Consider the following 20,423-nt stretch of genomic DNA (forward strand, 5'->3'; position numbering starts at 1 on the left):
GACGTGCTGGGCAGCCGTCAAAGGTACGCGAAGGGGGGCCGCTGAAGCTACGCGGAGAAGGTCACGGCCGGGCGTCCACCTCGACGAGCCGCTTCCCGTCGAGCGTCTCGACCTCGAAGTGGTCGATCTGATCGCGGGTGAAGGCCGCGCCGCCGTGCACGTACAGCGGGTACCGGGCGCCGCCGTGGGTGCTGTCCGCGATGCCGTAACCCCACTTCGGGACGGCCCAGGTGGTGACCGTCTCGCGTGCGCCGTTCCTGCCGACGGCGACGAGGGAGCACTTCAGGGGGCCCTTGACGTTCTCCAGCTCCAGGACGGTGTGCGTGCCCCACGCCTTCTTCTCCATGCCGACGGTCGCGCTCACGTTCGTCGTGGCATCGGTGGCCTCCACCTTGTCGGAGATGCGGCGGAAGGCCTCCTCGGCGGGGCCGGTGGAGTGCGCGGCGACCTGCCCGCCGTCGCCGCCGTCACCGGTCGCCGCCAGCACCGTCAGCGGGCCGCCGACGATCAGGGCCGCGGCGGCCGCCACCAGGTACAGGCCGCGCCGGCGCTTCCGGGAGCGCCGCCGGGCCACCTCGCCGACCAGGGTCTCCGCCAGCCGCGGGCCCGGCCGGGCCGCGAGCGACTCCCCGACGACCGGGGTGGCGCGGCCGGGCGGCACGTCGGCGAGGGCGGCCAGCACCGGGCCCATGCCCGCGAACTCCTCCAGCTGCCGCCCGCACCGCTCGCAGCCCGCCAGATGGACCTCGAACGCGGTCGCCTCGGCGTCGTCGAGGACCCCCAGCGCGTAGGCGGCGACCGTCTCGTGCACGTCGGCCGGCGGCTGCCCGCCGTAGCCGTCGTCGCCCTCGAAGCCCCCGTGTGCGAACGTCATGCCGTCACCCCCCGCTCCTCCAGCGCCAGCTTCATCGAGCGCAGGGCGTAGAACACCCGTGAGCGCACCGTGCCGCTGGGGATGCCGAGCGTCTCGGCCGCCTCATTGACGGTACGCCCCTTGAAGTACGTCTCCACGAGTACTTCCCGGTGGGCGGGGGTCAGGTCCTCCAGGGCATCGGACAGCGTCATCAGCCACAGCGCCTTGTCGATCTCGTCCTCCGCGGGAATGACCTCCAGCGGCGACGGATCGACCTCCTGCGGCCGGGCCTGCCGGCTGCGGTGGGCGTCGATGACGATGCGCCGGGCGACCGTCACCAGCCAGGGGCGTACCGAACCGGTCGCACGGTTGAGCTGACCGGCGTTCTTCCAGGCCCGGATGAGCGTCTCCTGCACGACGTCCTCGGCGCGCTGCCGGTCCCCCGCCACCAGCCGCAGCACATAGACCAGCAGAGGACGCGCGTGCTCGGCGTAGAGCGCGCGCATCAGCTCCTCGTCCGGCTCCGGGGGCCGCGGCGCTCGATGTCGGGCCCGGCGCGGGCGTTCATCGGCCACGGCGGAATCCTTGCGCACGCCTACCTCCGGTGTCCCCGGTTCTGCCATGTCCTGCGGCTGGGCTCACGACGGTGATACGCAGCCGAACGCCCCGGTGTTCAAAGCGAGTTGGGGCGGGCCGGCGGGACGGGTGGGGGGCGGGCCGGGGTCAGGCCCGGGACAGGGCCGCCCGGCGCCGGTGCCGGGCCACCCGCTCCCGGTTGCCGCACACCTCGCTGGAGCACCAGCGGCGGCGGCGCCCGCGCGAGGTGTCGAGGTAGATGATCGGGCAGTTGTCGCCCTCGCACTGGCGCAGCGCGCCGCGCGCGGAGGGGTCGGTGAGCAGTTCCACGGCGTCCCGGGCGACGGCCGCGAGCAGGGCCGGGCAGCCGGGTGCGGCGTGCAGGGAGCGGACCAGGGCGCCGTCGGCGGTGCGCACCGCGCAGGGGGCCGGCGGGGCGGTGCGGGCCAGCAGGTTGACCCGGTCCAGGGCGAGCGGCACGGGCCGGCCGGCGAGCTCGCCGCGGACCAGCAGGCCGATGTGGCGCCGCAGTTCGTGGAAGGCGGCGAGCCAGGAGGGGGCCGGGGCGAGGTCGGTGCCCGGCGGGAGCAGGGCGGCGCCGGCCAGCCAGGCCCGCAGGCTGTCGGGGGAGGTGAGGCGTTCGACGGGGTGCGCGGTGGCGACCAGATCCAGGCAGAGGCGTCCGGAGTCGAACCGCAGATCCCAGAGCGCGGGGCGAGAGGGGTGGGGGGACCCTGTGGGTACTGCTGCCATGCCCTCTACAGTGCCCGCCCCGGGCCTACTTGGGAACGTGCGGGGGCGGGTCGTCGTGCAGCAGCCGCTCGAAGCGGATGTGGTCGCGCCACGCGCCGTTGATATGGAGGTACTTGGCCGACAGCCCGTACCGCTCGAAGCCGCACTTGGTGAGCACCCGCTGGGAGGCGAAGTTGTCGGTGAGCGTGCCCGCCTCGATGCGGTGCAGGCCGATCTCGTCGCGGCAGATGCGGATGATCTCCTCGACGGCGGCCGTGGTCAGGCCGCGGCCCGCGTAGCCGCCGTCGACCCAGTAGCCGAGGCTGGCGCCGCACAGCGGGCCCATGACGATGCCGTTCAGCATGAGCCGGCCCACCACGATCCCGTCGGCCGCCCTGTCGACCAGCAGCCAGGTGTCGCTGCCCGCGCCGGTGATCCGTTCCACCTGCCCCTCGGCGGTGTAGAACTCCGCCTCGCGGTGCGGTTCGGTGGAGCGCAGGTGCTCCTTGTTGCGCACCTGCGCCTCGGCGAGGGCCTGGGCGTCGTCGACCGTGGCGCGACGCATCTCGATGTCGGGGGCGATCAGCATGTCCGTACGGTACGAGCCCGTCGCGGACACCCTTCGACGGGGGTCCCGCGCCCCCACCGGCCCTGCCCCCTGGGGCCATCTTCCCCGCGCGCCCCCGCCGTGGCCGGTCGCGCAGTTCCCCGCGCCCCTAGGCCGTCTGCCCCGCGCGCCACCGCCGTGGCCGGTCGCGCAGTTCCCCGCGCCCCTAGGCCGTCTGCCCCGCGCGCCACCGTCGTGGCCGGTCGCGCAGTTCCCCGCGCCCCTGAGGCATGCGCTGGCGCGCAGCCTCCCCCGGCCGGCGGGGCCGGCGGCGCGCCTGGCGATGAGATGGCGCACGCAGTGCGCATCTCAGGGGCGCGGGGAACTGCGCGACCAGCCACGACGGTGGCGCACCCGAAGAACCACCCAGGGGCGCGGGGAACTGCGCGATCAGGAACCACGGAGCGGGCCGGAGGGTCAGGTGGCTGCGTACTTGGTGTCCGCCACCGGGTCCAGAGCCAGCCGGTACCCGCGCTTCACCACGGTCTGGATCAACCGCGGCGCCCCCAGGGACACCCGGAGACGGGCCATGGCCGTCTCCACGGCGTGCTCGTCGCGCCCGGCCCCGGGCAGCACCCGCAACAGATCGGCCCGCGACACCACCCACCCGGGCCGCCGCGCGAGAGCCCGCAGCAGCGACATCCCGGCGGGCGGCACCGGCCGCAGCCCCCCGTCGACCACCACGGCGTGCCCCCGCAACTCCATCCGGCACCCGGCGACCGGCAACACCCGCGCCCGCCCGGGCAGTTCGACGCAGAGCAGCTGCACCAGCGGCCCGAGCCGGAACCGCTGCGCCGGCTGCACCGTCTCCACCCCGCGCGCCTGCAAGGGCAACGCGGTCACCGGCCCCACACAGGCGGGCAGCACCCCGTGGTCGAGGGCGGACAGCAGCCCGGACAGCAGCCCGCGCTCCTCGGCCCGGCGCAGCAGCGCGGCGGCGGCCGGCGCCGAGGTGAACGTCAGCGCGTCCAGGCTCCGCGCGACCGTGGCGTCGAGGAGCCGGTCCACGGGCCCGATGTCCTCGGGCGGCATCCACCGGTACACGGGCACGCCGATCACCTCGGCACCCGCCGCCCGCAGCGCCTCGACGAACCCGGGCAGCGGCTCCCCGTGCAGCTGGAGGGCGACGCGGCGGCCCTCGACCCCTTCGGCGAGGAGCCGTTCGAGCACCTCGGCCATGGACTCCGAGGACGGCGACCACTCCTCGGTGAGCCCCGCGGCGCGGATCGCGCCCTTCACCTTGGGCCCCCGCGCGAGGAGTTCGGCCCGGGCGAGCGCGGCGAGCAGCGCCTCGCCGATCCCCCAGCCGTCCGCCGCCTCCACCCACCCGCGGAACCCGATCGCGGTCGTCGCGACCACCACGTCGGGCACGTGGTCGATCAACGCCCGCGTGGTGGCGAGGAGTTCGCTGTCGTCGGCGAGCGGCACGATCCGCAGGGCGGGCGCGTGCAGCACGGTGGCCCCGCGCCGCTGGAGCAGTGCGCCCAGTTCGTCGGCCCGGCGCGCGGCGGTCACTCCGACGGTGAAGCCCGCGAGCGGCCCGTGGGCCGCCGCCCGGTCGGCTCCGGCCGCCTGCTGTTCGTCGTACATGCTGGTTCTCGTCCCGCTCGACGGTCGTCCCGTGCGCGCCCGGTCACCCTGCGGCGTCGTCCGAGCCTGCCAACGCTCCGTGACAGACCCGGATCGTCATGATTGCGTACGTGTTACGGGCGCGTTCCTCACACCTCGGCGTAACCGGGCCGCGGCGTCGTCCCCGCGGTGGGAGCCGTCCCCGCGCGGCCGGCGGGCCGGCGAAGGTATACGGCCCACGTCACGGCGAAGCACACCGCGTAGAAGACGAGGAACGCCACGAAGGCGGCGGTGCCGGTGCCCGCCGTCTGGAAGGACTGCCGGAAGGCCAGGTTGATGCCGAGGCCGCCGAGCGCGCCGACCGCGCCGATCAGCCCCATCGAGGCGCCGGACAGCCGCCGCCCGTAGGCCGCCGCCGCCTCGCCCGTGAGGCCGTCGCGCTCCGCCCTGGCCTGGAAGATGCCCGGAATCATCTTGTACGTGGACCCGTTGCCGAGCCCGCTGAGCACGAACACCAGGATGAAGGCGACGGTGAACAGCGGCAGCGACGTCGCCACCGACGCGAGCGCGACCACGCCCGTGGCGAGCGCCATCGCCGCGAAGGTCCACAGGGTGATGCGGGCGCCGCCGAAGCGGTCCGCGAGCCGGCCGCCGACCGGGCGGATCAGCGAACCGAGCAGCGGGCCGACGAAGGTGATCGAGGCGGCTTGCAGCGGGGTCCGGCCGAACTGGGTCTGGAGCACGAGCCCGAACGCGAAGGAGTAGCCGATGAACGAGCCGAACGTGCCGACGTAGAGGAACGCCATGATCCAGGTGTGCCCGTCCCCGACGGCCTCCGCGGCGGCGCCGGTGTCGTTCCTGACCGTCGCCAGGTTGTCCATGAACAGCGCCGAGAGGACCGCCGCGACGACGATCAGCGGGATGTACACGCCGAGCAGCACGCGCGGCCCGCCGCCCGCGCCGATGACGGCGAGCGCGGCGAGCTGGACGACGGGGACGCCGATGTTGCCGCCGCCCGCGTTCAGGCCCAGCGCCCAGCCCTTCTTGCGCAGCGGGTAGAAGGAGTTGATGTTCGTCATGGAGGAGGCGAAGTTGCCGCCGCCGACGCCGGTGAGCGCGGCGCAGACCATGAGCGTGCCGTACGGGGTGCCGGGCTCCATCACGGCGAAGGCGGCGACGGACGGCACGAGCAGCAGGGCCGCCGCGACGACCGTCCAGTTCCGGCCGCCGAGGACGGCGACGGCGAAGGTGTAGGGCACCCGGGCGAACGCGCCGACGAGGGTGGCCACGGAGACGAGGAAGAACTTCCCGGCCGGGTCGACGCCGTACTCCGGCCCCATGAACAGGACCAGCACCGACCACATGCTCCAGACGGAGAAGCCGATGTGCTCGGACAGCACGGAGAAGGCGAGGTTGCGCCGGGCGACCCGGGCGCCGGTCCGGGCCCAGAACGTCTCGTCCTCGGGGTCCCACCGCTCGATCCAGCTCCCGCCTCGGGATTGCGCCTTGGGGTCCTCAGGGCCGGCCATCTCACGCCTCCAGGTCACGGGTACGGCTGCTGCGCCCGACGGTAGGCACGGCGGATTTCCGCGCTGTGGCGCGGGGTGACCGGCCGGGAACGTTGCTCTCACCCGGCCCGGCGCCCCGCGGTGAGGGCGGCGCCGGGCCCGCCGGGATCAGCCGCCGCCACCCACCCGGGGCAGCTTCACCGTGCCGCCCTTCTCCCAGGTGAGGGTCACGACGTCGCCGGAGAGCGTCAGGTCCGCCGCCAGCACCTGCTTGCCGGTGTCCTTCCCGGTGCAGGACACCGCGATCCGGAAGCGGTCGCCGCTCCGCGTCTGGCCGATGCCGCTACAGATGCCCTTGCCGCGCGCGTCGATGTACGACACGGCGTACTTGCCCTTGGCGGTGCCCGTGGTGAGCTTCGAGGCGACGGTGAGGGTCTGTGCCTCGTCGTTCTGCCACTGCCCCTGGTAGCCGCTGTCGCCCGGGAGCCCGCCCGGTGCGTCGCTCTCGCCGGTGAGCGGGTCGTCGCCGGGCGTGCCCGTCGGCTCCTCGCTCACGGGCGTGTCCGACGGCGTGGGACGGCCGGTGCCGGTCGTCGCGACGACGCTGCTCCCCGTGGCGGCCGGTGTGTCCTTGTCGTCGTCACCGCTGGTGGCCAGCAGGACGCCGCCGCCCGCCAGCGCGGCGACGACCACGACGGCCACGACGACCAGGACGGTCTTCTTCCTGCCGCCGCCCGCAGGCGGTCCGGGCGGCGGCAACGGGCCGTACCCGGGCTGCTGGCCGTACGGCGGCTGCTGCGGCGGGCCGTAGCCGTACGGGCCGGGGGCCGGGGCCTGCCCGGGCGGCGGGCCGTAGGGGCCCTGCGGTGCGCCGTACGGGCCCGCGGGCGGCTGCGCCGGGGGCTGCCCGGGCTGCTGGGGCGGCTGGCCCGGGTAGGGCTGCTGGGGCCCGCCGTACCCGTATCCGTACCCCTGGCCCTGCCCCTGGCCGTCCTGCGGCGGCTGTGTCATGGTGCGCTTCCCCGTTCCCCGTTGCCCCTGTCCCCGTGCGCACCAGTCAACCCGGAGGCGTCCCGCGGGCACAAGTCCTCGCGGGGCCGCCCCCGGGACCGCCTAGTGGCGCCCGCGCCCGCGCTTCGGGGAACCGGTCGGCCACAGGCGCGGGGAGCGCTTCGCGGCCAGGTCCTCGATCCAGCCGACGCCGACGATCGACAGCCCGATCAGCGGCCACACGAGGACGAACATCCAGAGGTTGTACGTCGTGTCGAGGGCGCCGCTCCACCGCGCGTTCTCCATGAGCGGCAGGTCGTACGCGAGGTCGATGATCGGGACCGTGGCCATGATCAGCATGTTGTGCCAGAGATAGATCGTCACGGCCCGGTTGTTGGAGAGCGTGACGAACCAGTCCCACCGGGCGAGCCTGCCGGGCAGTTCCTTCCACGACGGCGAGTACTGGAGCAGGATCACGACGAAGCCGAAGGACCAGGCGGCCTGGGCCAGCGGGATGTCGTTGAGGTCCCAGCCGTCCGGGCCGAGGTGCCCGGAGGCCCACCACAGGCCGAAGGCCATGACGAGCGCCGAACAGGACACCGCGACATAGCGCGGGATCTGCGCCAGCCTGCCCTCCTGGTGCGCGAAGCCGAGCACCCAGCAGCTGCCGTAGACGGCGAAGTCGGTGACCGCGTTGCCCGTCTCTCCCGGGATGGTGACCAGGCCGGTGCCGACGATCGCGGTCAGCGCGAGCGGCGCGAGCAGCGTCGCCCACGGCACCTTGCGGAACGCCCACAGCAGCAGCGGCGAGGCGATCACGAACCACAGGTAGGCGCGGATGTACCAGAGCGGGCCGGCCGCCTGCGCGGGCCAGGTGTCCTCCAGGAGGCCCGTCTTGGCGCCGAGGTGCCAGGGGAAGGAGGGCGCACCGATCGGCACCAGGTAGTTGAACAGGCTGACCCAGCCCCAGGTGCCGCCGTTGTCCGGGTCCTTGCCGGGGTTCCAGCCGGCGAGGAAGAGCAGCACGAGCACCGTCGCGCCGAACGCCCACATGGGCGGCAGCAGCCGGCGGACGCGGCCGCGGACGACGCCGAGCGCGGGGCGGCTCAGCGAGCGCGCCATCAGCGATCCGGCGAGCGCGAACATCACGCCCATGGACGGGAACAGCACCGTCAGCCACGCCCACCCGAAGAGGTGGTAGACGACGACGCGGATCAGCGCCAGGGAGCGCAGCAGGTCGAGGTAGCGGTCCCGGCCGGGCCGCTTCGGCCCGGCCGGCGCGACCGGATCCGGCGCCGGAGCCGCAGGGGGCACGGGGATCGGCGCGGGCGCGGGGATCGGCGCGGGCGCGGGGATCGGCGCGGTCCGCGGCAGGGGGTGGGTCCCGGGGGCCGCGGCCCCGGGGAACGGTCCGGCGGGCCCGGCGGCCGGCCAGGCCGGTGCCGGGTCGGCGGCGGCCACCGGTTCGCGGACCGCGCGCCGCCACTCGGACTCCCGGCGCAGGGGCCGCTCGGCCCCGTCGAAGAAGTCGCCCTGTCCCGTGGGTTCTTGGGGATACGTCATGCCACCGGCCTCCTGTCGCCGGACACCGTGGTCGTGCGCTGCCGTGCCGGGGTGCCCGGCGCGGAGCCGAGCGCGCCGGTGCGGCGCAGCTTCTGCCACCTGAGGCGGCCGCCGGTGAGCGCGGTGATCCAGGACTGGAGCAGCACCACGTACATCAACTGCCGGTAGAGAAGCTGTTGCAGCGGGAGCGAGATGAGGTGCGTCATCTTCTCCTTGTCGAGCCGGAAGGCGTACGCCGCGCAGACCGCCTGGAGCGCGAGCACGCCGAGCCACGCGATGACCGTCTTCTGGGTGGGGCCGAACACGACCCCGTACAGCAGGAAGACGTCGATGAGCGGGGCGAGCAGGGGGGCGAGCACCATGAAGAGCGAGACCAGGGGCAGGCCGACGCGGCCGAAGCGGCCGGAGGGGCCGCGCTCGACCACCGCGCGGCGGTGCTTCCAGATGGCCTGCATGGTGCCGTACGACCAGCGGTAGCGCTGCGACCACAGCTGCTGGACGGATTCGGGGGCCTCGGTCCAGGCGCGGGCCTTCTCCGCGTAGACGACGCGCCAGCCGTCGCGGTGCAGCGCCATGGTGACGTCGGTGTCCTCGGCGAGCGTGTCGTCGCTCATGCCGCCGATCCGGTCCAGGGCGCTGCGGCGGAACGCGCCGACCGCGCCGGGGATCGTCGGCATGCAGCGCAGCAGGTCGTACATGCGGCGGTCGAGGTTGAAGCCCATCACGTACTCGATGTGCTGCCAGGCGCCGATGAGGGAGTCGCGGTTGCCCACCTTGGCGTTGCCCGCGACGGCGCCCACGCGCCGGTCGCCGAAGGGCTGGACCAGTTCGCGCACGGTCGCCGGCTCGAAGACGGTGTCGCCGTCCATCATCACGACGAGGTCGTGCCGGGCGTTCGCCAGGCCCCTGTTGAGCGCGGCGGGCTTGCCCGCGTTGAGCTGGCGCACCACCCGGACGTTCGGCAGCCGCAGGTTCTCCACGATGCGGGCCGTGCCGTCCGTCGAGCCGTCGTCGATGACGATGATCTCGACGGGGTGCTCACTGAGCATCAGCGAACGCACGGTGTTCTCGATGCACTTGGCCTCGTTGTACGCCGGGACGAGGACCGAGACCGGCTCGGTGACCGGCGGCCCCCAGGCGAAGCCCTTGCGGCGCACGCGCCGCGCGTGGGCGGCGGACAGGATCAGCATGAGGCCGAAGCGGCCCATCACCAGGACGCCGATGACGGCGAGCCCGACGACGAGGACGCCCGTGACGTCCTCCGACGCCCCGACCGCGTACGTCCACGCCTTGCCCTTCCACAGTTCGAGGCCGGTGACGGGGGTGTGGGCGCTGGGCATGCCCAGCGCCTCGGTGAGGTTCTGGAACCGGTAGCCCTCGTGCTGGAGTCCGGGCAGGAAGCGGTCGAGCGCGGCGACGGTCTGCGAGCGGTCGCCGCCCGAGTCGTGCATCAGGACGATGGCGCCCTTGCCGCCGTGCGGGGTGGCCCGGCGGATGATCTCGTCGACGCCGGGGCGCTTCCAGTCCTCGCTGTCGGTGTTGTTGACGACCGTGAGGTAGCCGCGCGAGCCGATGTACTTCGTGACCGGCCACGACTTGTCGTCCATGGCGTCGGCGAACGACGAGTACGGCGGCCGGAACAGCGAGGTGCGCACGCCCGCCGCGCCTTCGAGCGCCAGCTGGTTCGTGGACAGCTCCCAGTCGATGCGCTTGGCCGACTGGTAGGACAGGTCGGGGTGGTTGAAGGTGTGCAGGCCGACCTCGTGGCCCTCGGCGACCATGCGCTGCACCAGGTCGGGGTAGCGCGAGGCCATGGTGCCGGTGACGAAGAAGACGGCGTGCGCGTGGTGCTTCTTCAGGACGTCGAGGACCTTGGGCGTCCACTGCGGGTCGGGCCCGTCGTCGAAGGTGAGCACCAGCTTGTGGTCGGCTATGGAGCGGCTGGACTCCTGGCCGGCGCGGGTGTCGATGACCGGGCCGCCGTCGAGGACCTTCTCGGGGACCTTGTCGGTGGCGGCCTCCGGCTGGATGCGGTGGTCGGCCATGATCTCGCTGTGCACGTAGCCGCGCAGCATCAGCATCGCGATCATGGCCACGAGCAGCAGCGAGGGCAGGAGATAGCGCAGCGGGAGCCGGCGCCTGCGGGCGGCCGGGGCCCGCCGGGAGCCCCGGGAGTGCCGGGGACGGGAGCGGTCGGACATCTGTACTGGTCGCTCTTCTCTTACGGGACGCCGCTGTGCGGGGACACGGGCTGGAGCGCGGCGGGGGGTCAAGAGCCGTGGGTGCGAGGGGGTCGCGGGCGGGCACACGGCGGGGGACGGTGCGGCGCGAAGGCCGCGGGGGCCCGGGGGCCGGGGGGAAGCGCGTCCGCCCGGGGGCGGGAGGGCGCCGTGCGCGCTAGGACGCGCGCGTCGGCTCCGTCGGTGCGGTGCCCGGCCGTGGACCGGAGGTTCTCGTGGCGGTCCGGTACGCGACGGCGTCGGTGCCGCCCGGACCGTCGTCCACGGGCTGTTCGGCGGTCGGGGAGCTCACCGGCGGCGGGTCGGCGGTGGCCGACGGGCCGGTGGTCGTCACGTCGTCGTCCGCGGGGATCGACGGGCCGGCCGGCTTCGTGGTCGCGCGGCCGGTCGGTCTGCCCGGTCCGGTGGTGGCGGTGTCGGGGGCCTGCCGGCCGGTGCCGCTCGCGCCGGCGGAGGGCGCGGCGCCGTCGGCGGACCCTTCCGGGGCGTCGGTCGCGGAGCCGGAGGCGCTCGGGTCGGGGGTGGTGCCGGCCGGCGCGGTGGGCGTCGCGGAGTCGGCGGGCAGCCGCGGGGAGGTGTCGACCTGGTCCGCGGACTTCTTGTCCTCGGCGAATCCCGGCAGCACCGGCGCGGCCGAACTCCCGGAGAACAGGGTGACCACGATGACGACCGCGTAGACCGCGCAGGCCAGGCCGAGGGCCACGCCGACGCGCCGGAAGGTGCGGCCGCGTCTGCCGGAGTCGTCCACGAACACGGGGACTTCTTTGTCGCCCGCCGGCTCGCGGCCGGGTATCTCCTCGCCGGGGCGCCGGCCCGCGGCGATCATCTCGCTCAGCAGGCGGCCCGCGCCGTCGAGCTGGATCGTCACCTCATGGGGATCATGGGTGTGCCCGGGCAGGGCATCTTCTCGCCAGTTCTCCACCGTACGCACATCCCCCCAGGACATGTCTTCCTCATGTTCACGAGCGGGCGTGCGACGGACGGGCACCTGTCGCCCCGGACCGGGCCCCCACCCGAACCGGGCGCCCCCCTTATCACACTGCGCCCGCCCCATGAATGTAGCGCACGCCGGTGACAGCCGTGTCCACGTGTCAGTCCTGGCTCATCATGACGAGTGCATCGGCGGCCGGTATCCACGCCTGCGGCGGCCGGGTCAGCCATGCGTGGGCGCGGGCCAGCTCCCGGGCGGCGGCGCGCACCGCGGCGATCCCGGGGTGCTCCCGCCCCTTGCGCCACACCAGCGAGACCGGCGACAGCGGGACCGGGTCGACCAGGGGCCTGAGCACCGAGCCGGGCATGGCCGGGAAGTCCACCCCGGCCAGCACCGGATGCCGGTACTTGGTCATGAGGCGCCGGAACTCCTCCCGGCCCACGGCGAGCGGCGCGGGCGGCGCGACGGCGATGTCCCGCCCGGCGAACAGCCGCCGCGCCAGGTCGGTCCATTCGGGAGTACGGGGATTGCCCGCACCGGCGTAGACGGTCTCCCCCGCGAGCCGGTCCAGCGGCACCGCGTCCAGCGCGGCGAGCGGGTGGTCGGCGGGCAGCACGATCGCCATCGGCTCGTAGCGCACCGGCTGCTGGGCGAGCCGCTCGCGCACCGCGGGGTCGAGCCCGGCGAACCGCCCGAAGGACAGGTCGAGCCGCCCGGCGAGCAGCTCGGCGGCGGCGCCGGTCAGCCCGCTCTCGTAGCGGGCCATCAGCTCGCAGTCCGGGGCGAGTTCGCGGGCCCGGGCCAGGACCCGTTCGGCCGCGAGCCCGGGGCTGTTGACGTCCACGAGCAGCGGCCGGTGCCCGGCGGCGGGCCGGGTGAACGCGGCGAGCAGGTCGTCCTGCGCCGCCATCGCCCGCCGCGCGTACGGCAGCAGCCGCGCCCCCTCGGCGGTGAGCGTCACCTGCCGGGTGGTCCGGCCGAACAGCTCGGCGCCCAGCTCCCGTTCCAGGCGGCGGATGTCGCGGCTGAGCGCCTGCTGGGCGACGTAGAGGCGGGCGGCGGCGCGGGTGAAGTGGAGTTCGTCGGCGACGGCGAGGAAGGCGCGCAGCAGCCGGGGCTCGACCCCGTGCGCGGAGTTCGGCATCCGGCGAACTTACAACACAGGCGCGTGAAAGGGCGCCGATCAGGTGTTGGACCGCGTACGCGACCTGCGGCGACGCTCGTGCCATGGCTGACACGACGATCGTTCGGGGCCGGGGGCGCGGCTGTCTCCGGCTGTTCTCGGTGCCCGGCGCCCGCGCCTTCACCCTCGGCGGCCTCATCGCCCGCTTCCCCCAGGGCATGTTCGGCATCAGCGCGGTCCTCATGATCTCCGGCGCGCGGGGTTCGTACGCGCTCGCGGGCGCCGTCACCGCGACGGGCCTGGTCGCCACCGCGGTCGTCGGGCCGTGGACGGCCCGGCTGATCGACCGGCACGGGCAGGCGAGGATCGCGGTCCCGGCGGCCGTGGTCTCCGCGTGCGGCTCGCTGGCGCTGGTGCTGTGCGTGCGCACCGGCGCCCCGGACTGGACGCTGTTCGCCGTCTGCCCGGCGTCGGCGACGACGCCCAACACGGGCGGCATGTCCCGGGCCCGCTGGGCGCATCTGCTGCGGGACGCACCGGAGTTGCTGCACACCGCGAACTCCTTCGAGCAGGCGGCCGACGAGCTCTGCTACCTGCTGGGCCCGGTGACCGCCGCGTTCCTGTGCGGCTCGTTCTTCCCGGAGGCGGGCACGCTGGCCGGCGCGGTGCTGATGGTGGGCGGGGTGCTGGTGTTCACCGCGCAGCGGGCCACGGAACCCCCGGTGCGCCGGCCGGCCGGGCCGACCCGCTCGCCGCTGCGGGCGCCGGGCATGCCGCCCCTGCTGTGCGTGTTCCTCGCGACGGGCGCGGTCTTCGGCTCCCTGGAGGTCGTCACGGTCGCCTTCGCCGACGCCCGGGGCCACCGGGCGTGGGCGGGCGGGGTGCTCGCGCTCCAGGCGGCGGGCTCGTGCGCGGCCGGGCTGGTCCTCGGCGCGCTGAGACCGGCCGGCCCGGCCGAGCGCCGCCACCCGCGGTGCGTGGCGGCCATGGCGGTGCTGATGACGCTGCCGCTGCTCGCGGCGGCGCTCACCGGCTCCCTGTACCTGCTGGGCGGCGCGCTGCTCGTCGCCGGGACGGCGACGGCGCCGACGATGGTGACCGGCATGACGCTCGTCCAGCGGCGCACTCCGGCGGGGCGGCTGAACGAGGGCATGACCCTCGCGGTGACCGGGCTGCTCGGCGGGATCGCGGCCGGGTCGGCGGCGGGCGGCGCCGCGGTGGAGCACGGGGGTCCCACCGCGGCGTACGCGGTCCCGGTCGCGGCGGCCGCGACGGCGCTGCTGCTGTCCCTGTCCGGCCGGGTGCGCGGGGCCGGGGGCCGGGCCGGCGGGGCGTGATCAGCAGGGGGCGGGCTTGCGCCACGAGCACTCCAGCGCGCCGTCGCGCTCGGCGGCGGGCACGGCGCGGGCGGAGCGGGGCGCCACCGCCGTCGTCCGGTCCGCCGTGGACGTCGCGAGCGTCACGACGATGGCGTCCTCCAGCGGCTTCACCGAGTCCACGAGGTAGTTGTTCTGCACGACGCTGTAGACCAGCTCGCGCCCGTCGGCGTCCTTGACGTAGCCGGACAGGGCCGAGGCGCCGGTCAGCGAGCCGGTCTTGCCGCGGGCGTTGCGCGCGGCCGGGGTGCCGCACATCCGCGACCTGAGGGTCCCGCCGACGAACCGGTCCGGATCGCAGGCCACCGGCAGCGACGCGTACCAGTCGGCGTACCAGGGTGCGCCGCGCACCTTGAGGAGGAGATCGGCGAGCTGGCGCGCGGCGAAGCCGTTCTTGCGCGACAGGCCCGAGCCGTCGGCCTGCCGGATCCTGTCCGCGTCGACGCCTGCGCCCTTCAGGTAGGTGGCGATGGCGGCGGTCCCGGCGCTCCAGCTGCCGGGCTTCCCGGTCGCCCGGTACCCCATCGCCTTGGTCAGCGCCTCGGCGTGCATGTTGTTGGACAGCTTCATGAAGGGGACCAGCAGGTCCTTGAGGGGCATGGACCGGTGCGCGGCCAGCGCGGTGGCGCCCGCCGGGGCGGCCCGCCCGAGCCGGGTGGCGCCGTTGACCCGCACCCCGTGCGCGGCGAGCGCGGCCCGGAAGACGGAGGCCGCGTACCCGGTCGGCTCCCACACGGTGGCCCACTGCCGGTCGGGGTCCGCCCCGGCGGGCACGGAGCCGGTGACGGTGACGGTGTTGGTGCCGTGCCGCCGCTCGACGGCCACGGTGTCCTCGCCGCCCGCCGCGCCGGTCCGCGCCCGCACGTCGAGCCGCACGTACGAGGTCTTCGGCGTGACGCTGACGACGGGCCGGTCCCCCGGCTCCGCCCCGGGCGCCACCTCGACGATCACGGTCCCGGCGTCGTAGTCGGTGTCCGGGGCCACGGTCAGCGCGGAGATCTGGGCGGCGTAGTAGGAGGACTCGTCGTCGCCGCCCCAGGTGTCGCCGATGCGCTGGTCGTCGAAGCGGGTGTCGTCGGCGACCAGGCGGCCGTCGACCCGCCGCACCCCGGCGGCGGCGACCCCGGCGGCCAGCTCGTCGTAGTCGGCGGCGAGCGTCGTGGGGTCGCCGGTGCCGCGCAGGTACAGATCGCCGCGCAGGGTGCCGCCCCGCACCCGGCCGTCGGCGAGCACGTCGGTGGAGAAGGTGTAGCCGGGGCCGAGCAGTCCCATGGCGGCGGCCGAGGTGGCGAGCTTGGTGTTGGACGCCGGGGTGAGCCGCCCGGTCGGGTCGTGCTGGTACAGCGTCTCGCCGGTCCGCGCGTCGGCGACGACGACACTCGCCGCGCCGCCCTCCGTCCGCGGGTCCCCGAGGATCGTGTCGATCGCCCCGCTCAGCCCGGCGGGGCCGGAGTCGGCGCCGGCCGGCCCGCCCCAGGACAGGGTGGCGGCGGTGACGGCGACGACGGCGGGCAGCGCCCAGCGTCGCGCGGTCGTACGGAAGGGAGCCCTCACAGGTCCGTCAGGTCTGCTCATGCCTCAGGAGCATCCCGGAGGAACGGGGCCGGGCCAAGACCCCACGACAGCGCCCACGACAAAGGCCCGGCTGTGTTCACAGCCGGGCCTCGTCACATGGGGTGGTGGAGATGGCGGGAATCGAACCCGCGTCCAACGGTGCAGCAGCAGGGCTTCTCCGTGTGCAGTTCGCTTCGATTTTCTCGGCCCCGGTGATCACGCGAACAAGTCGCCGACGGGCCCAGTCACTGTTTGATTTCCCATCGGGCCCCGTGACCGGGCTCGATGGTTTAGTCCCCTAGATTATGCCAGGATCCGGGTCGGGAACACTCCCGGGCTGACACCCTTTTAGGGTCCTTCAGTCGCTGTTATTAGGCAGCGAGGGCGAAGGACTGGGAATCGCTCTTGGTGTTGGCGATTATTGGTTGCGACATGTGGTTTACGAGATCATTGCCGCTTCCTCGACACGCTTCACCTGCTTCGACATCCGCTGTCGAAACCGATCATCCCCATGTTGATTTTTCAAAATGGATCTTTCGATCCGGCGTCCCTGCGTGAGGAACAGTCCCATCGTACGTGACCAACGCACGACGATGCCAGCCAATTCCCGGCGGGTGTCAGCGCTCGCGGGCGCGCTGGCGCCGCTTGGCCGCCGCGATCGCCCGGTCCGAGTCCCGCCGGTCCTGCTGCTCGCGCAGCGTCTGCCGCTTGTCGTACTCCTTCTTGCCCTTGGCGAGCGCGATCTCCGCCTTGGCCCGGCCGTCCTTGAAGTAGAGCGCGAGGGTCACGATCGTGTGCCCCGACTCCTGGGACTTCGACTCCAGCTTGTCGATCTCCTCGCGGTGCAGCAGCAGCTTGCGCTTGCGCCGCACGGCGTGGTTGGTCCAGGTGCCCTGGCTGTACTCGGGGATGTGGGCGTTGTGCAGCCACGCCTCGCCCCCGTCGATCTGGACGAACGCGTCGGCCAGCGAGGTCCGCCCCTGGCGCAGCGACTTGACCTCGGTGCCGGACAGCACGATGCCCGCCTCGTAGGTGTCCATGATCAGGTAGTCGTGCCGCGCCTTCTTGTTCTGCGCGACGATCTTGCGCTTGCCGTCCTTCTGCTCGGACGCCTTGCCCTTGCCCTGCTTGGGCTGGGACTCCTTCGGTACGTACATTCCCTTGGCCATAGTGCTGGCCATTTTCGCACTACGAGGGGGTGCCGAGGCCAGTCAATACTGTGCGGGCCCGCCGCAGCGCCCCGTCGTCCGCCTCCAGGTCGGGCGTGATGCCCCGGCCGTCGACCCGGTGGCCCGAGGGGGTGCGGTAGTGGCCGACGGTCAGTTCCGCCACGGAGCCGTCGGGCAGCCGGCTCGGCATCTGGACCGAGCCCTTGCCGAAGGTGCGGCTGCCCACGACCACGGCCCGGCCGCGGTCCTGGAGGGCGCCGGTGAGCAGTTCGGCGGCGCTCATCGTGCCGCTGTCGACGAGCACGACCAGCGGCCGGGCGGTGTCGCCGCCGCCCCGCGCGTGCAGGGCGCGCTGGCTGCCGCGGACGTCGTAGGTGGCGACGAGGCCGCCGTCGAGGAAGGCGGAGGCCGCGTCGACCGCCTCGTCGATCAGGCCGCCGGAGTTGCCCCGCAGGTCGAGGACGACGCCGCCACGGGCGGGCACCGCGCGCACCGCCGCGCGCACCTCGGCGCCGGAGCCCCTGGTGAAGGCGGTGACCCGGACGACCGTCGCCCCGCCGCCGAGGCGGCTGACGGAGACGGAGTCGGTGGGCAGGTTGGCCCGGCGCAGGGTCTCGCTCCACGCGCGCGCGCCGCGCCGGAGCCCGACGTGGACGGAGGTGCCGGCGCGCTCGCCCCGCAGGAGGGTCAGCACCTCGGTGACGGGCCGGCCGCTGACCGGCCTGCCGTCGACGGCGGCGATCCGGTCGCCGTGCCGGATGCCGGCGCGCGCGGCGGGCGAACCGGAGCGCACCTTCGTGACCTGGACCCGGCCGTCGGCGGTGCGCCGGGCCCACAGGCCGACGCCGGTGTACTCGCCGTCGAGGGCCTGTTCGAACGCGTGGTACTCGCCCTGGGAGTAGACGGCGCCCCAGCGGTCGCCGCTGCGGCTGACGGCCTCCTCGGCGGCCTGCGCGGACTGCTCGGGGGACTTGCCGTCGGACATCGCCGCGGAGGCCGCCGCGGCCGCCTTCTCGGAGGCCCGGTCGCGGCCCGCGCCGGCGGGCGCGCCCGGCCGGGCGGCGACGGCCGTCGGGTCCTGCCGCACGGGCGCCGGTGGCGTCTCGCCGGGCAGGGTGCCGGTGGCGGCGCCGGCCGCGAGGACGCAGCCGAAGACGACGGTCAGGGCCGCTCCGCGGCCGATGCGCCGGGTCGCGGAGGACGCGGTGACCGCCGACAGGGCCGAGAACGCCGACACCACCGACACCACCGAGAACCGATCCGGGCCTGACATGCCGGTGAGTCTAGGACAAGGCGGGGCGCCGCACGGCTCGTTGAACCGTGCGGCGCCCCGCGGTCCGGGGGACTCTCGTCACACCTTCAGGTACTTGCGCAGCGCCACGAACGCGGCCAGCGCGGGCATCAGCACACTGACGGCGAGGATGAGCGGCAGCTTCGTCAACACGGCGTCCCAGCCGATGAAGTTGATGAGCTGGAGCTTGTCGGAGAGCGCCACACCGTTGTCGATCACGAAATACTGGCCGCCCGCGAGGAACATGCAGGCGATGCCGCCGCCGATGAGCCCGGCGACCGCCGCCTCCATGATGAACGGCGCCTGGATGTAGAACCCGGAGGCCCCGACGAGCCGCATGATGCCGGTCTCGCGGCGGCGGCTGAACGCGGACACGCGCACGGTGTTGACGATCAGCAGCAGCGCCACGACGAGCATCACCGCCATCACCGCGCCCGCCGCGTAGTTCAGGTAGCCGAGCAGCTTGAAGAGGTTGTCGAGCACGCCCTTCTGGTCCTGCACCGACTGCACGCCCGGCCGGCCGTTGAACGCGGTCGCGATGACCTCGTACTTCTCCGGGTCCTTGAGCTTGATCCGGTACGACTCCTGGAGCTGGTCCGGGGTGAGCGAACTGGCCAGCGGCGAGTCGCCGAACTGCTCCTTGTAGTGCTTGTACGCCTGGTCCTGGGACTCGTACGCCACCTTGTCGACGACCGGCATCTTCCGCAGGTCGCCGAGGATCTGCTTCTTCTGCTCGGCCGTGATCGGGCCCTTGGCGCAGTTCGGGTCGGACTCGGAGTCGCCCTTGTTGCACAGGAAGATCGAGACGTTGACCTTGTCGTACCAGTAGCCCTTCATCTGGTTGACCTGATCGCTCATGAGCAGCGAGGCGCCGAACAGGGCGAGCGAGAGGGCCACCGAGATGACGACGGCGAAGGTCATCGTCAGATTGCGCCGCAGACCGACGCCGATCTCCGACAGAACGAATTGGGCACGCATAGCGCTTACTGAGCCTTTCGCAGCTTCACTCGGTACTTCTCAGTGCTGGTAGCCGTAGACGCCGCGTGCCTGGTCGCGGACGAGGCGGCCCTTCTCCAGCTCGATGACGCGCTTGCGCATCTGGTCCACGATGTTCTGGTCGTGGGTGGCCATCACCACGGTGGTGCCCGTGCGGTTGATCCGGTCGAGCAGCTTCATGATGCCGACCGACGTCTGCGGGTCGAGGTTGCCCGTGGGCTCGTCCGCGATCAGCAGCTTGGGGCGGTTGACGAAGGCGCGGGCGATGGCCACGCGCTGCTGCTCACCGCCGGACAGCTCGCCGGGCATCCGGTCCTCCTTGCCGCCGAGGCCGACGAGGTCGAGCACCTGGGGCACGGACTTGCGGATCTCGCCGCGGGACTTGCCGATGACCTCCTGCGCGAACGCGACGTTCTCACCGACGGTCTTGTTGGGCAGGAGCCGGAAGTCCTGGAAGACCGTGCCGAGCTGGCGGCGGATCTGCGGGACCTTCCAGTTGGAGACCCGGCCCAGGTCCTTGCCCAGCACGTGCACCTGGCCGTGGCTGCACCGCTCCTCACGCAGGATGAGCCGGAGGAACGTCGACTTGCCGGAGCCGGACGAGCCGACCAGGAAGACGAACTCGCCGCGCTCGACCTCCAGGGAGACATCCCGGAGCGCGGGCCGGGTCTGCTTCGGGTAGACCTTGGAGACGTTGTCGAATCGGATCACGGGTGCGCCTCGGGGCGTCGGGGGCGTAGGGGGCGGGGGTGTCTGCGGACACCCCGTAGGTGAGCGTGACCCTACGCGAACCGGCTCGCGGATATCAGGCGCCGCCCCAGCTTGAGCGTTTTGTCCCGGTGCGGGACGCGAAGCGGTGCCGGTTTTGTCCGTCCCGTGCCTGGTCAGGGACGGTCCTGTGAGGGGAACGCGCCGAAATTCCGCGAAGCTGGCACAGTGGAGGGGGGAACGGTTGCGTTTCCCGGAGCGTTGAGCGGAGAGAACCAGTGGGTAGTCGGTGGCCGGCTCCGCCGCGCGGGAGGAGGAGAGGCGCATGACCTACGACAGGTTGGTGTGCGCGAACTGCGCGGCGCCCGTGAGCGAGGGCCGCTGTCCGGTCTGCCGGGCGAACCGCGAGCGGATGCAGCAGCAGAATCCGCTGTCCGGGCTGAACCCGATGGCGTTGATCGCGCTGGTGGTGGTGCTCGTGGCGGCCATGGCACTGCTCGCGCACCAGACGGCGTAGCGCCCGCGGCACGGTCTTCGCGGCGGCGGCCGCGCAGCGGATGTGCGAAGGCCCGGAGCCGATCGGCTCCGGGCCTTCGCGTGGTCCGGGTCAGCCCCGGGTCACATCACTGTCGGGTCG

General features: G+C 73.5%; 18 protein-coding genes and 1 other RNA gene. 2 read left to right on the forward strand and 17 right to left on the reverse strand.

What is annotated here, in order from left to right; genetic code table 11:
* Positions 1-61 precede the first annotated feature (61 nt).
* The 11 genes from ACIP5K_RS26485 to ACIP5K_RS26535 form a co-directional block, all read right to left on the reverse strand.
* Positions 62-874: a zf-HC2 domain-containing protein gene (locus tag ACIP5K_RS26485; RefSeq protein ID WP_401413339.1), complete on the reverse strand. Its 813-nt coding sequence runs from the start codon at positions 872-874 to the stop codon at positions 62-64.
* Positions 871-1,476, reverse strand: coding sequence for a sigma-70 family RNA polymerase sigma factor (locus ACIP5K_RS26490; protein WP_401413341.1), 606 nt, complete (start codon positions 1,474-1,476; stop codon positions 871-873). Before ACIP5K_RS26490 ends, ACIP5K_RS26485 begins: the two co-directional genes overlap by 4 nt.
* A 100-nt stretch (positions 1,477-1,576) precedes the next feature.
* Positions 1,577-2,182, reverse strand: a complete 606-nt coding sequence (locus ACIP5K_RS26495) for a CGNR zinc finger domain-containing protein (protein WP_401413342.1) — start codon at positions 2,180-2,182, stop codon at positions 1,577-1,579.
* A gap of 25 nt (positions 2,183-2,207) precedes the next feature.
* Positions 2,208-2,750 (reverse strand): GNAT family N-acetyltransferase, encoded by a 543-nt coding sequence (locus ACIP5K_RS26500; protein ID WP_401413344.1) that lies wholly within the window; start codon positions 2,748-2,750, stop codon positions 2,208-2,210.
* A 435-nt stretch (positions 2,751-3,185) separates the two neighbouring features.
* Complete coding sequence (locus ACIP5K_RS26505; RefSeq protein WP_401413346.1) at positions 3,186-4,358, reverse strand: uroporphyrinogen-III synthase; 1,173 nt, start codon at positions 4,356-4,358, stop codon at positions 3,186-3,188.
* Between the two features lie 128 nt (positions 4,359-4,486).
* Positions 4,487-5,866 carry a nitrate/nitrite transporter gene (locus tag ACIP5K_RS26510; RefSeq protein WP_401413348.1) on the reverse strand — a complete coding sequence of 460 codons (1,380 nt, stop codon included), beginning with the start codon at positions 5,864-5,866 and terminating at the stop codon, positions 4,487-4,489.
* 147 nt (positions 5,867-6,013) lie between these two features.
* Positions 6,014-6,856 carry a hypothetical protein gene (locus ACIP5K_RS26515; protein WP_401413350.1) on the reverse strand — a complete coding sequence of 281 codons (843 nt, stop codon included), beginning with the start codon at positions 6,854-6,856 and terminating at the stop codon, positions 6,014-6,016.
* A gap of 102 nt (positions 6,857-6,958) precedes the next feature.
* Positions 6,959-8,398, reverse strand: coding sequence for an acyltransferase (locus ACIP5K_RS26520; RefSeq protein WP_401413352.1), 1,440 nt, complete (start codon positions 8,396-8,398; stop codon positions 6,959-6,961).
* Positions 8,395-10,599, reverse strand: a complete 2,205-nt coding sequence (locus ACIP5K_RS26525; protein WP_401413355.1) for a glycosyltransferase — start codon at positions 10,597-10,599, stop codon at positions 8,395-8,397. The genes ACIP5K_RS26520 and ACIP5K_RS26525 overlap by 4 nt, the downstream gene beginning before the upstream one ends.
* Positions 10,600-10,795: 196 nt before the next feature.
* The gene (locus ACIP5K_RS26530; protein WP_401413357.1) at positions 10,796-11,584 is read right to left on the reverse strand and encodes a hypothetical protein; all 789 of its coding nucleotides are present in this window, start codon (positions 11,582-11,584) and stop codon (positions 10,796-10,798) included.
* Positions 11,585-11,729: 145 nt separating this feature from the next.
* A complete protein-coding gene (locus ACIP5K_RS26535) occupies positions 11,730-12,713 on the reverse strand; it encodes a LysR family transcriptional regulator (protein ID WP_401413358.1) in 984 nt (327 codons plus the stop codon).
* An 83-nt stretch (positions 12,714-12,796) separates the two neighbouring features.
* Here ACIP5K_RS26535 and ACIP5K_RS26540 point away from each other — a divergent pair, with 83 nt between their 5' ends.
* A complete protein-coding gene (locus ACIP5K_RS26540) occupies positions 12,797-14,029 on the forward strand; it encodes an MFS transporter (protein WP_401413359.1) in 1,233 nt (410 codons plus the stop codon).
* Here ACIP5K_RS26540 and dacB read toward each other — a convergent pair whose 3' ends face one another.
* The 6 genes from dacB to ftsE form a co-directional block, all read right to left on the reverse strand.
* The gene (gene dacB, locus ACIP5K_RS26545) at positions 14,030-15,643 is read right to left on the reverse strand and encodes a D-alanyl-D-alanine carboxypeptidase/D-alanyl-D-alanine-endopeptidase (RefSeq protein ID WP_401413360.1); all 1,614 of its coding nucleotides are present in this window, start codon (positions 15,641-15,643) and stop codon (positions 14,030-14,032) included.
* Between the two features lie 102 nt (positions 15,644-15,745).
* Positions 15,746-16,133, reverse strand: a transfer-messenger RNA (tmRNA) gene (gene ssrA, locus ACIP5K_RS26550).
* A 106-nt stretch (positions 16,134-16,239) separates the two neighbouring features.
* Complete coding sequence (gene smpB, locus ACIP5K_RS26555; RefSeq protein ID WP_401413481.1) at positions 16,240-16,779, reverse strand: SsrA-binding protein SmpB; 540 nt, start codon at positions 16,777-16,779, stop codon at positions 16,240-16,242.
* 31 nt (positions 16,780-16,810) lie between these two features.
* Positions 16,811-18,064, reverse strand: coding sequence for a S41 family peptidase (locus ACIP5K_RS26560; protein WP_401413361.1), 1,254 nt, complete (start codon positions 18,062-18,064; stop codon positions 16,811-16,813).
* A 78-nt stretch (positions 18,065-18,142) separates the two neighbouring features.
* The gene (gene ftsX, locus ACIP5K_RS26565) at positions 18,143-19,060 is read right to left on the reverse strand and encodes a permease-like cell division protein FtsX (RefSeq protein ID WP_401413363.1); all 918 of its coding nucleotides are present in this window, start codon (positions 19,058-19,060) and stop codon (positions 18,143-18,145) included.
* A 39-nt stretch (positions 19,061-19,099) separates the two neighbouring features.
* Complete coding sequence (gene ftsE, locus ACIP5K_RS26570; RefSeq protein WP_207829163.1) at positions 19,100-19,789, reverse strand: cell division ATP-binding protein FtsE; 690 nt, start codon at positions 19,787-19,789, stop codon at positions 19,100-19,102.
* A 322-nt stretch (positions 19,790-20,111) separates the two neighbouring features.
* Here ftsE and ACIP5K_RS26575 point away from each other — a divergent pair, with 322 nt between their 5' ends.
* Positions 20,112-20,303: a hypothetical protein gene (locus ACIP5K_RS26575; protein ID WP_401413365.1), complete on the forward strand. Its 192-nt coding sequence runs from the start codon at positions 20,112-20,114 to the stop codon at positions 20,301-20,303.
* Positions 20,304-20,423 lie beyond the last annotated feature (120 nt).

The sequence above is a fragment of the Streptomyces sp. NPDC088785 genome (assembly GCF_044750685.1).
In the GTDB taxonomy this organism is placed as follows: Bacteria; Actinomycetota; Actinomycetes; order Streptomycetales; family Streptomycetaceae; genus Streptomyces.